At 72.7% G+C, this 11,818-nt stretch carries 10 protein-coding genes and 1 pseudogene; 7 read left to right on the top strand and 4 right to left on the bottom strand.

Going from position 1 to position 11,818, the window contains the following annotated elements; genetic code table 11:
* The first annotated feature begins 24 nt into the window (after positions 1-24).
* The 3 genes from ACH5AF_RS05745 (at position 25) to ACH5AF_RS05755 (ending at position 1,955) form a co-directional block, all read left to right on the top strand.
* Positions 25-411: an ArsR/SmtB family transcription factor gene (locus tag ACH5AF_RS05745; RefSeq protein ID WP_398900162.1), complete on the top strand. Its 387-nt coding sequence runs from the start codon at positions 25-27 to the stop codon at positions 409-411.
* Positions 412-508: 97 nt separating this feature from the next.
* Positions 509-706 carry a hypothetical protein gene (locus ACH5AF_RS05750; protein ID WP_398900163.1) on the top strand — a complete coding sequence of 66 codons (198 nt, stop codon included), beginning with the start codon at positions 509-511 and terminating at the stop codon, positions 704-706.
* A 367-nt stretch (positions 707-1,073) separates the two neighbouring features.
* Positions 1,074-1,955 (top strand): siderophore-interacting protein, encoded by an 882-nt coding sequence (locus tag ACH5AF_RS05755; protein WP_398900164.1) that lies wholly within the window; start codon positions 1,074-1,076, stop codon positions 1,953-1,955.
* A 3-nt stretch (positions 1,956-1,958) separates the two neighbouring features.
* On the opposite strand, the gene ACH5AF_RS05760 is transcribed toward ACH5AF_RS05755, so the two are convergent.
* Positions 1,959-5,405: an ATP-binding protein gene (locus ACH5AF_RS05760; RefSeq protein WP_398900165.1), complete on the bottom strand. Its 3,447-nt coding sequence runs from the start codon at positions 5,403-5,405 to the stop codon at positions 1,959-1,961.
* A 69-nt stretch (positions 5,406-5,474) separates the two neighbouring features.
* On the opposite strand from ACH5AF_RS05760, the pseudogene ACH5AF_RS05765 reads away from it, so the two are divergent.
* The 3 genes and pseudogenes from ACH5AF_RS05765 to ACH5AF_RS05775 all read left to right on the top strand — a co-directional run.
* Positions 5,475-5,687 (top strand): annotated as a pseudogene (locus ACH5AF_RS05765) (hypothetical protein); the annotation flags it as partial.
* A gap of 579 nt (positions 5,688-6,266) precedes the next feature.
* Positions 6,267-7,052, top strand: a complete 786-nt coding sequence (gene nagB / locus ACH5AF_RS05770; RefSeq protein ID WP_398900446.1) for a glucosamine-6-phosphate deaminase — start codon at positions 6,267-6,269, stop codon at positions 7,050-7,052.
* Between the two features lie 738 nt (positions 7,053-7,790).
* Positions 7,791-8,357 carry a transglycosylase SLT domain-containing protein gene (locus ACH5AF_RS05775; RefSeq protein ID WP_398900166.1) on the top strand — a complete coding sequence of 189 codons (567 nt, stop codon included), beginning with the start codon at positions 7,791-7,793 and terminating at the stop codon, positions 8,355-8,357.
* Between the two features lie 753 nt (positions 8,358-9,110).
* Here the strand turns inward: ACH5AF_RS05775 and ACH5AF_RS05780 are convergent.
* From ACH5AF_RS05780 to ACH5AF_RS05790, 3 genes are all read right to left on the bottom strand, one after another.
* Entirely contained in the window at positions 9,111-9,302 is a 192-nt protein-coding gene (locus ACH5AF_RS05780) for a DUF4236 domain-containing protein (protein ID WP_398900167.1), read from the bottom strand.
* 849 nt (positions 9,303-10,151) lie between these two features.
* The gene (locus ACH5AF_RS05785; protein WP_398900168.1) at positions 10,152-10,343 is read right to left on the bottom strand and encodes a hypothetical protein; all 192 of its coding nucleotides are present in this window, start codon (positions 10,341-10,343) and stop codon (positions 10,152-10,154) included.
* Between the two features lie 21 nt (positions 10,344-10,364).
* On the bottom strand, positions 10,365-11,114 hold the full coding sequence (locus ACH5AF_RS05790; protein WP_398900169.1) for a dienelactone hydrolase family protein: 750 nt from the start codon (positions 11,112-11,114) through the stop codon (positions 10,365-10,367).
* A 100-nt stretch (positions 11,115-11,214) separates the two neighbouring features.
* Between ACH5AF_RS05790 and ACH5AF_RS05795 the strand changes: the two genes are divergently transcribed.
* Positions 11,215-11,706 carry a MarR family winged helix-turn-helix transcriptional regulator gene (locus tag ACH5AF_RS05795; protein ID WP_398900170.1) on the top strand — a complete coding sequence of 164 codons (492 nt, stop codon included), beginning with the start codon at positions 11,215-11,217 and terminating at the stop codon, positions 11,704-11,706.
* Positions 11,707-11,818: the final 112 nt, after the last annotated feature.

Raw genomic sequence — 11,818 nt, forward strand, 5'->3', positions numbered from 1 at the left:
GATCGCACAGCTACGATGTGCGGCATGGGACACGGAGTCAGCAGCGGCACCACACCGGTCGCCCACCTGGACGCGGACTCCGCGGCGACGATCGCCGCCACGCTCCAGGCCCTGGCCACCCCCTCGCGGCTGATGATCCTCACGCGCCTGCGCCAAGGCCCCTGCGGAGTGACGGAGCTCGCGGCCGCGGTCGACATGGAACAGTCGGCGGTCTCCCATCAGTTGCGTCTCCTGCGCACACTGGGTCTGGTCACCGGGACGCGCCAGGGCCGCCGGATCGAGTACAGCCTCTACGACGCGCATGTCGCCCAGCTCCTGGACGAGGCCGTCTACCACATCGAGCATCTGCGCCTGGGCGCACGCGACTTGCCCGAGCCGGACTCCGCCGAGGACACCACCGGACGCGCCTGACACCTCCCGACACGGGCGGCGGCTCCCGGCACGGGCGGCGGCTCGCGACGCAGGTCGCGGCCGGGCAGGTCGGGCGGGTGGCGGCCCTTCGGCGCTCTTGAAGTGGCAGGCCCGACGGGCCGCTCCCGGCGTCGGTGCCCTCGCGGTGTTCCGGCAGGAGGACTTCCCGGCGGAGCGGGTCTGCGCGGACGGCATGGACGCGGAGATCCGGCTGATCACCTGCGGCGCGTACTCCGAGCGCACGGGCTGCGACGGGAACGTGGTCGCCTCGGGCCGGCTCGTCGCGGTGCGCTGAGCTGTCACGACCGCGCGTCGCGCCGGGGACGGCTGACCACGGTTCCGGGCCACCGCGGTGGCTCAGCTGTAACGACCGCGCGTCGCGCCGGGGACGGCTGACCACCATTGCGCGCCGCAACCGTGCGGCGGCGAAATCGTTGTGCCGCGCCCCTCGTCCGGCTCCGGCCGTGCCACGACCCGACCTCTCTGCCCAGCCTTCCGGCCGTGGCGGTGTCGGTGCCGGAGTCGGTGTCGGTGTCGGAGTCGGTGTCGGTGTCGGTGTCGGTGTCGGTGTCGGTGTCGGTGTCGGTGAGCTGTCGGCCGCGTGTCGGCAGCCGCTGCGACGGTGTGAGCCCGATCCGTACCGTCCTCGTCCGGGAGATCCGATGCCCCAGCCCCTGCCGGTCCGTCATATCCGTGTCACCGCCGTCCGCCGGCTGACCCCGCACATGGTCCGTGTCACCTTCGGCGGCCCGGGTCTCACCGACCTGCGTCTCCATGGCCCGGACCAGCAGGTGAAGCTGTACTTCCCACGGAACGGCCGACAGACGCCCCGGCTGCCGGAGCCGGGCGCCGACGGTGACGTGATGCGCTGGTACGCGGCATACTCCGCGATCCCAGAGGCCGAGCGGCCCTGGATGCGCAGCTACACGATCCGTACGCACCGGCCGCAGGACGGGGAGATCGACATCGACTTCGTCCTGCACGACGACGGCGGACCGGCGACGCGCTGGGCCGCCGCCGCGCGCCGCGGCGACACGCTGGGCATGTTCGGGCCGTCGGAGTACTTCGCCGCGCACCCGCCGCGCGGCGGCACGGGCTCGCTGCTGCTCGCCGGGGACGAGTCGGCACTGCCCTCGATCGGGACACTGCTGGAGGCCCTGCCGCGCAGCGCTCGGGCGGTGGCCTTCATCGAGGTGCCCGAGCGGGCCGACGAGCAGTCGTTCGCGACCGCGGCCGGGGTGACGGTGCACTGGCTGCACCGTCACACTGGCGGCGGTCGCCCGGCGGCGCACGGCGAACCGCTGGTCGCGGCCGTACGGGGGGCCACGTTCGACGACGCACCGGCGCGGGCGTGGCTCGCCGGGGAGGCGGGCGCGGTACGGGCGCTGCGCAGGCACCTCGTCGAGGAACGGGGCATGACGAGGCGGTCGGTGGAGTTCACCGGCTACTGGCGTGCGCGCCTCACCCAGGACGACGCCCCGACCGAGGAGGATCTGGCCGAGGCGCAGGAACGGCTCGCCGAGGCACCGGGCGCGAGGGACTGACCTTCACCCCGCCCCGCCCGGCGGCTGCAGAATCAGGCCCGCGGCCTCGCGTACGGACAGCCCGCCGCCGCTCGCGTACGCCGAGGCGTACGCCCGTGTCCCGAGCAGTTCGCGCAGGCCCTCCTCGGCCCGCTGCCGCACCTCCCGCTCGTCGGCGAACGGCCGGAAGCCCAGCCCGCCGGCGACCTTGCCGTGCCGGTCGTACGCGCCCAGGAGCCGCGCTCCGTCGTGCGACCGTCCCACATGCCCGAATGCCCAGGCGGCGCAGAGGAACTGATCGGCGATCAGGTGGGGGGCGGCGAGGAGGGCGAGGCGGTTCATGAGGCGGACGGCGTCCGCGGCGCGGGCGGCCGCGGCCGCGTGGTCGCCGCCGAGGCAGTCCAGCCAGGCGTGCGCGCCCTCGATCGCACCGGCGAACAGCGCCGCGTTCGCATCTTTCAGTTCCTCCCCGATCCGGTGGAGGTGCTCGCGCGCGAGCGGCGCGCGGCCGGTGCGGCCGTAGTGCTGGACGAGCAGCATGCGGGCCGCGCTCATGGTCTCCGGGGCGAACTCGCTGGATCGGCGGACGGCGTCGAGGAGTTGGCGCTCGGCCCGGTCCCTCTCGGCCGGGCACGTGGCGATGCGCAGCCGAGCGGCCGCGAGCCTGGCCGCGAGGACCGGGACCTGGGCATACGCGCCGACTTCGGCGGCGGCCGTCATGGCACGTGCGAAGTCCGCCGCCGCTTCGGCGTACCGGGCACTGCGCTCAAGCCCTTCGCCGCGCGCGGAGAGGGACTCGGCGATGCCCCACCGGTCCCCCACCGACTCGAACAGGGCCAGCGCCCGGTCGGCGTCACCGGGCCCGTCGCCCCCGGGTGTGTCGCCGAGCAGCTTGGCACGCAGCAGCAGGGCGAAGCCCAGATCCCAGTCCAGATCCCGGTCCAGGTCCGGGTCTCGGTTCCGGTCCCGGTCTCTGTTCCGGTCCGTGCCCGGGTCTCGGCCCCGGTCCAGGTCCCGGTCCCAGGCCAGATCCCAGGCCCGGTTGCGGTCCGGGGCCCCGGCCGCGGGTGGGTCGTGCCGGAGGCGGGCATGGGTGGCGGCGCAGTCGGCGACCATGGCCGCAAGGGTGTCGTCGAGCCCGGTGAACTCGCCCCGCATCAGCCGTGCGAAGTACCACATGGACCCCGGCTGGCGGCAGACCTGCGGCAGCTCCGGCCGGTAGGCGGCGACGACGGCGCGCAGGTACTCCTGGGTCCTCGGGTCGCTCAGTTCGCTTCCGTCGCTGTCCCGGGTCGCGAGGACCATCAGTCGCACCCCGCGGCGCGCCTCCCACAGGACGTCGTCGGACCAGGGCGGCGGCTCGGCCGTCACCCGCTGCCGGAGCGCTGCCGCGGGCCGCGGCGGTGTCGCGGTGAACGGGTCGGGGCCGAGCGCCGCAGCCGCCGGCGCCCAGGTGCGCGCGTCGGTCTGGTGCCCCCGCTGCTGCCAGAACCAGCTCATGGACAGCGCCAGGCACAGGGCGTCCTGCTCCTCGCCGCGAGTCGTCGCCGTGCGCAGCGCGGCCCGTACGTTGTCGTGCTCGCTCTCCAGCCGCTCCAGCCAGACCGCCTGGCCGGGGCCGCGGAGCTCCACGTCTGCCCTGCGGGCGAGTTCGCGACAGGCGTGCAGGTGGCGCCGCTCGACGGCGGTGCGTTCCCTTGCTTCGTCGAGCCGCTCGGCCGCGTACTCCCCGACGGTCTCCAGCAGCCCGTACCGCATGCCGTCGGGGCCGGCGGGCGCTGCGGTGACCAGCGACTTGTCGACGAGGGAGGCGAGCGGTTCGAGGGCCCCCGCGCCGCAGACCTCCTCGGCCAGGTCGAGCGTGCAACCGCCGGAGAAGACGGTGAGCCGGCGCAGCACCGTGCGTTCGTCCTCGGTCAGCAGGTCCCAGGACCAGTCGACGACGGCGCGCAGCGTCTGCTGACGGGGCAGCAGGGTACGGCTGCCGCCGGTGAGCAGCCTGAACCGGTCGTCCAGGCGGTCGGCGATCTGCCGCGGCGTCAGGGCGCGCAGCCGGGCGGCGGCGAGTTCCACGCCGAGCGGCAGCCCGTCGAGGCGGCGGCAGATCTCGGCGCAGGCGGCGGGGTCGTCGTCGACCGTGAAGCCGGCACGGGCGGCGGCGCCGCGGTCACCGAGCAGGCGCAGCGCCACGTCGTCGGGCAGGGGCCCGACCGTGTGCACCGTCTCGCCGGGGACGCCGAGTGGTTCCCGACTGGTGGCGAGGACCCGTACGCCGGGGCAGCGCGCCAGCAGAGCGTCGCTCAGACGGGCCGCTGCCCCGATCAGGTGCTCGCAGTTGTCGAGCACGAGCAGCATGCGGCGCCCGGAGCAGTGCTCCAGCAACTGCGCGAAGGCGTCGCGAGACACCGCGTCGGCAGGGCCGCGAAGATGGGTACGGCGGGCGCCGAGCGCCGTCAGGACGGCCTCGGGTACGGTCTCCTCGTCGCGCAGGGAGGCCAGTTCGGCGACCCACACTCCGTCGGGCCAGGTGCCGGGCGAGTCGGCGGCGGACGCGGCCTCGACAGCCAGCCGGGTCTTTCCCGCGCCGCCGGGGCCCAGCAGGGTCACCAGCCGATGGCGGTCCAGGGCCGCGGCCAGCTCGGCGAGTTCGCGCTCGCGGCCGACGAACGAGGTGAGCCGGGCGCGGAGGTTTCCCCGGGCGGCGGGGCCGGGGTCCGGGGTGCGGGGCACGTCGGCGGCGGCGAGCAGTTCGGCGTGCAGGGCGCGCAGTTCACCACCGGGGTCGGTGCCGAGCCGGTCGGCCAGGCGTACGCGCAGGTCCTCGTACGTCTGAAGCGCCTCGGCCGGGCGGCCTGCGGCGCGCAGCGCACGGACGAGGAGGGCGTGCAGGGGCTCGTCGAGCGGCGTCTCGGCACACAGTGCGGTGAGTTCGGCGAGCGCCGCTGCCGGACGTCCCGCGGCCACATGGGCGCCGAGCCGGTGCCTGCGGGCATCGGCATGCCACCGGTCGGCACGTACGACGAGGGGGTCGGTGTCCCGGCCGGGCAGATCGGCGAGTGCGGGGCCGCGCCACAGGCCGAGCGCCTCGTCGAGGACGGCGGCCGCGGTGGCCGGATCACCGGCGTCGAGTGCGGCGGTGCCCTGCGCCACGAGACGTTCGAAACGGAACAGGTCGACGGCGTCCCGCGAGGCGGCCAGACGGTAGCCGCCGGGTTCGGACACGACCGCGTCCCGTCCGAGCGTCCGCCGCAGTCTGCCGACGAGGGCCTGAAGCGCCGCGTGTTCGTCGGCCGGCGGGTCCGCCGCGTCACCCCACACCTGTGCGGCCAGCTCGCCCGGGGACACCGCCCGCCCCGCTGCCGCGGCCAGGGCGGCGAGCAGCGCCCGCAGCCGGGCGCCGCTCAGGGGCGCGGCGGTGCCGTCCGGGCGCAGGGCCTGTGCGGTACCGAGCACGAGGTAGCGGTAGGTCACCGGCCCATTGTCCCGGGCGGGCCGTGCGGCCGGCCCGGGCTGTCGGAGGGCACTGGCGGACTGGGGCGCATGTGGGCTCCCCGCCGGCTGTGTCCGGAGTGCCGCCGTGAAATCGCCGTGGTGGCGGGGCGGTTCGCCCGCCACGATCCGGCCGGTCCCCCGTCGGGCGCGAAGCTGGTCTCCTGCCCGGGGGCGCGGCGCCAGTCGCCGGTCGCCACGGCGCTTCAGCCATCGCTGGACGGCAGCGTCGTGCCGGAGTTCCCGGGCCGACTGCCGCTGTTCCGACGTCCGGGGCATGGGCTTTGTTGGTTCCTGGGCCTTCCCGGGCTCCTTGCCCCGCCCAAGCCCGCCGTGCTTTCCCACTCCTCGCCCTACCAGAGCCTTGCCCCGCCCGAGCCCGCCGTGCTTTCCCGCGCCTCGCCCTACCGGAGCCTTGCCCCGCCCAAGCCCGTTCCCCTTCCCGCGCCTCGCCCCGGGCGCGCCCGGGGCCGTCGGGCCGTGGCGGCCGCGCGCAAGGCCGTCGTCCGTAAGGCGAACCCACCGGCTCGCTCCCCCGCACCCGGTCCGCCCGGGCGCGAGCCGCCGTTCGGCGTCGGGCGCTCGGCCGCACCGCGCCGGTGCGGTGACTGCCATCCGCCCTGGGTACGGCCGCCTGCCACGGGCCGAGACCCGGGCCGGCGGCTGCGAAGGCCGCTCAGATGCGCTGCGCCCCCGCCTGGGACTGCCCGTCCCCGCCGGTGTCCGCCACACGCACCATGGGCGCCGGGTTACCGGCACGTAAGCGTTCGTACCGGGAGACAGGACGCCTTCCGGCAGGTAGATTGGTCTACACCACTGCGTGCTTCAGAGACAGGGATCTTCGTGGAAGTTGTCATCGTTCCGGACTCCGCCGCGGGCGGCGAACTCATCGCCGAAGCCATGGCCGACCTGCTGCGACGCAAGCCCGACGCCCTCCTCGGAGTGGCGACGGGGTCGACCCCGCTACCGATCTACGAAGCACTCGCCGCCAAGGTCTCGGCGAAGGAGGCGGACGCCTCCCGCGCCCGGATCTGCCAGCTCGACGAGTACGTCGGCCTGCCCGCCGGGCACCCGGAGTCGTACCGGTCCGTCGTGCTGCGCGAGGTCGTCGAGCCGCTCGGCCTGAGCGAGGCCGCCTTCATGGGGCCCGACGGCACCGCCGAGGACGTGGCTGCGGCCTGCCGCGCCTACGACCGCGCACTGGCGGAGGCGGGCGGTGTCGACCTCCAGCTCCTGGGCATCGGCACGGACGGCCACATCGGCTTCAACGAGCCCTGCTCCTCGCTCGCCTCGCGCACGCGCATCAAGACTCTCACCCAGCAGACGCGTGTCGACAACGCCCGGTTCTTCGGCGGTGACATCGACCAGGTCCCCCACCACGTCATCACTCAGGGCATCGGCACCATCCTGGAGGCCCGCCACCTGGTGCTGCTGGCAACCGGCGAGGCCAAGGCGGACGCCGTGGCGCTCGCGGTCGAGGGCCCGCTGGCTGCCCTGGTCCCCGCCTCGGCCCTCCAGCTCCACCCGCACGCCACGGTGGTGGTCGACGAAGCGGCGGCCTCCAGCCTGAAGCTCGCTGCCTACTTCCGGGCCACGTACGCGGCGAAGCCGCACTGGCAGGGCATCTAGACCTGTACGCAAGCGGGGCGGGCGCGGCCGGGCCGACCCGCCCCGCTTGCGTCGCCGGCGGTACGTCGCCGTCGGCCGCGGTCGCGCCCGTCGTCTTCGTGGCCGCCGAATCCGTAGCCGCCGCGGAACTCGGCGTCCACCCGCGCCCGACTGGGCGCGGTTCGGCCGGCGTCCGGGGCGCACGCTGCCACACGAGCCCCTTCGACCCTTCCGGCGAACACGCGACCGGTCGGGCGAGAACGACGTCCGTTCTCCACCCGCCCGGTAGGCCGGTGCCACGAGGTCGTCCACGACACAGCCGGTCACCTCGCCTGCCGACACGGCACAGTCCGATGGGTTCGTACGTCGCGGATCCTTCCCGCCACATCGGCTGTGACGCCTGCCCACTCCGAGTAGCGCTCCCGCCCCCAGCACCTCCCCTTTTGTGATGCCGGGCATAGGACCCACGTCACTTACTAAGGACGGTAGGGGAAACCGCACCCCTGACATACCGGGCATACGCCCTGGACGTGATCCTTTGCGGCATTTCTCTGTAGTGGGGTAGTAGGTCACATTCTTGCGCCGGGCTCGAACCGCCCCTAACCATGGCTGACGTTCCGGGGAGCCAGCGCCGGGGCCGGGCGTAACCCGCCCGGTCGGCCGCTCCGACCCCGACGCGGAGACCTTCTCCGCCTTCCGCCGATCGCGACCATGGTCGGCCGCCCCCATGACGTCCCCCGTTTGGAGAGTCCCTTCCGTATGACCGCCACCACGCAGACCACCGCCCGCCGTACCGCCCGCTTCCGCAAGTTCTCTGTCACCGGCCTGGCCACGGCGGGCGCCGCAGCAATCGCGCTCACCCTCGCTCCCTCGCCGGCGCAGGCCGCCCCGGTCACGGAGAGCACGTCGAAGGCCACGGTGGCGACGGCCGAGGTCTCGCCGGCGAAGAAGGACAACCCCAAGAAGGACAAGCCCAAGAAGGCGAAGAAGGCGAAGAAGGTCTACGCCGACAACCTGGACGGCTGGATCAGGGAAGCGCTCGACATCATGAAGTCCGAGGGCATCCCCGGCACGTACGAGGGCCTGCACCGCAACATCATGCGGGAGTCCAGCGGCAACCCGAACGCCCAGAACAACTGGGACGTCAACGCGCAGAACGGCACGCCGTCCAAGGGCCTTCTCCAGGTCATCCAGCCGACCTTCGACGCCTACCACGTCGACGGCACCCCGCGCGATCTGACCGACCCGGTGGCCAACATCACCGCGGCCGCGAACTACGCCGCGGACAGGTACGGCTCGATCGACAACGTCGACTCCGCCTACTGATCCACCCTTCCGAGCCGTCTTCCGAACCGTTCGGCCCTCGCGGCCCCGCCCCTCATGGGCGGAGCCGCGCCGTCGTCGCGGGACAGCGCCGGTCAGCGGGGGCATGGAGCAGCGAATCGGCGCCGCTGCCAGGCCACTCGGAAGGCGTCGCGCCGCCGGGCCCGGCCTCGTCCAGCCGACCGGCGGGAACAGGCCGAAGGAAACACCTCAGCGCCGTGCGCGCAACCGGCTCAGCACGCGGCGCGCCTGGGCCCGCCTCCGGGGGTCGGCTGCGGCGCGGCGTGCCGCGACAATCGTCCTGTGGCTCCGGGGACTGCGGGTGAACTGCTTGATGCGCGTCATCAGACCGGACATGGCACCTCCTGCGGTGTGCAACCATTCAGGGCTTGCACGTGTTGTGCGGACGTTGTTCGTGAACACGCCTGCCCCGCTTCCTCGTCGAGATGCACCGCGAGGCACCGCCTTCTCGATCGCCTCCCAGGCGTCCAGCACAGACACCGCCTCGCGGTCTGCGGGCCGAAGGGCGTCGGGGAGATCGCCCATGCGGTGCGGCCGGGGCCAGAGGCATTGAACCTTACGGAACAGACCGCCCACCGCCACCAAGAGCCAAGAGGTGGCCGGGCGTCCTGTACGGACGGTGCGGGACGGCGCCGCCCACGGCATTTGGCTGGGGAGCCGGTCGGTTCCCTGAAGTTCAGTTCAGTGCGGACCCGGTACAGGGGGCCTGGCGGAGAGGGGCGCGTCGGCGGGGGCCTAGCGGCGTCGGGTCCGGCTGCGGAAGCCGAAGGGGCCGGGCAGGTCCATCGATGTGGTGCGCTGCCCGTTGCTGCTGATGGTGTGCCGCGGGCCCCGGCCGGATCCCAGGGTGATGGACCAGGAACGCCGGTTGATGTCGAGGCGGACGCCGGGGAAGATCCGGAAGCTCTTTCGGAAGGTCAGGGGCATGGGGGCGCACTCCTTCTCAGGTGTGGTCGGGAGGTAGTAGCGGGTGGCGCGGCCATCGCGGCGGGACTGGATGCCGCGCTTCTCCCAGACGGCCAGGGCACGGCGGACGGTGTCGCGTGAGGCGAAGGGCCGACCTCGGTGAGCTCGTCCTTGGCCGCGGAGCCATGGGGGCACGAATTCGCGGTACAGGTTCGGGCCATTCGTCTCGGCCGCCGGGGATCCCGTCCGGGTGGAACAGCGGCCCGGGCATGGGAGTGGTTGCGGACCGCTCGTGCCGTGGCCGGGGCCGGCGGGGTGGCTTGGTGCAGGTTGCGGGCGTGGAGGTGGCCGACGTCGGTGACGTACTCGCCTCGGTCCTCCTCGGGTTCGGCGAACTCGGGCTCGAGAGTGGCGATGAGGAACGTGCCGGGGAGGTCAAGCTCTTCCGGTCGCCATCCGCGGTTCTGGCATCCCTGCCCGAAAATGAACGGGACGTGCCCGGCCTCACCCGTGCGGGTGGAGATCCGGTTGGCGTAGTTTCCGCGGGTGTCGCGGTGTTGCCGCCGAACACCTTCCGGGACGGCTGCTGGGTTGCGGACACGAACTGGATGGCGAGGAACCGGGGCCGGCGGCGACTCGTACTGGGTGGAGCTGAGGTCTTTCGGGGTCGGCGTCCGAGTCCTTGCGGCCGGCCCTGAATTCGGCTTCCAGACGGCGGAGCTCGTCGTCCTGCCGTATGAGTTCGGCAAGTTCGTCAGTGACGGCGACGCCGTTGCCGCGGACGCCGGGGTGCTTGGACGAGACACGGGAAAAGTCGGCGCCACCTCAGGGGCCCGATGGCTCGGCACCGAGGTGAACGCGACTGCTGACTCAGTGCGCCACCTCGTCCGGAGCCGACCCGACTGGCCGTTCTCGAGCGAGAAGGTCGCCCGCCGACGACCCGACCAGGTTCCCGGCGGCTTCGATCCGGTTGTAGATCTGCCGACCGCCGTCGACCAGCTTGCGCATGATGCCGCGAATCAGCAGGTTGTGGGGGTCGTGGCAGGTGTCCTCGCGCCACATTTCGGTCTCCGCGCCGGAGCGTCAGCTGTCGGCCAGGGTGCGGCCGAGGAGCGGGAGCAGGCGGTCCCAGTGACGCTGCAGTGCGGAAGGGTTGAAGGCGTCGGTGTCGGACATGGTGAAGCCGTGGACGGTACCGGGGTAGATCTCGCAGGTGTAGTCGACACCTGCGGCATCCAGGGCCTGGTGGAGCTCGGTCAGGGCCTCGGACGACATGTCGTTCTCGGAGAGGCCGAGGTGGACTTCGGCCTTGATCCTGGGGATGAGGCGGTGCGGGCTGTCGGGCGCGTCGGTGACCAGGAAACCGGGGTGGAATCCGGCGACGACCGCCACCTGGTCGGGGTGGGCGGCTGCGGTACGCATGGCCAAGGCAGGGCCCATGCAGTAGCCGATCGCGGCGATCGGTCCGGCGCTGACCTCGGGTTGGGTGGTGAGGAACCTGAGGTAGGCGTCGGCGTCGCGCAGGACCCGTTCGGTGGTGTGCGCCTCGATCAGGGGCATCAGCCGGGCGATGACCGCGGGCCGGATCTCTTCTCCGATGTGCTCGGGAAGTTCGATCACCGGTGCCGGGCCGTGCCGGTAGTAGAGGTTGGGGACGAGCACGTAGTACCCGTGCCCGGCCAGTTCGCGGGCCCTCTCCGCCAGCTCTGGCCGCAGGCCGAAGGCGTCCGTGTACAGCAGGACCCCCGGGTGCCGCCCGCCACGGTCGGGGAAGGCGGCGAAAGCGTCGGCCTGGCCGTCCGTGGTGGGAATCCGCACTGTCTTGGTGGGCAAGATCTTCCTTCCTTGGGATTGACTCAACTAACGTTAGTGACACTAACATTCTCGGCGCGAGTGAGCGTACATCGTTAGTCGGACTAACGCAAGGGGTAGCATGGGCGCCGTGATCAGAACCGAAGCCGCGGACATGCCCGACGGCAGCGCGCTCAAGACGCCCGACAGGCTGCGTCGGCGGGCGAGCCGACTGTTGTCGCAGCTGACCATGCGGTCGGACCGGCTGATCACCGAGGGGCTGGCCCGGGCCGACGCCCACAAGTGGCACTACGCCGTGCTCGCCTCACTACAGGAGTACGGGCCGGGCAGCCAGGCGGAGCTGAGCAAGCGCTCCGGCATCTACCGCAGCGACATGGTCAGCGTGCTCAACGAACTGGCCGAGCGTGACCTCGTCGAGCGGGCACCGGATCCCGACGACCGGCGCCGCAACATCATCACGATCTCCGCCCAAGGCCGCCGCCACCTACGCCTCCTCGACAAGGTCCTGGACGACCTCCATGACGAACTGCTCGCACCGCTGAGTCCGGCCGAACGCGATCAGTTCGTGCAGTTGCTCACTCGCTTGCTGGACCATCACACCCGGAGCTCCTGAGCCCGGTAGTGGCATCCGGCATCAACGCCGCCCGAGGCGCCGTTTCCCAGGGGCCGAGCATTCGCCAGAGGTGGCATTGCTCCGCGACGTGCACTGCTTTTGGTGCGCTGTC

The sequence above is a fragment of the Streptomyces sp. NPDC018833 genome (genome assembly GCF_044390825.1).
Taxonomy (GTDB): Bacteria; Actinomycetota; Actinomycetes; order Streptomycetales; family Streptomycetaceae; genus Streptomyces.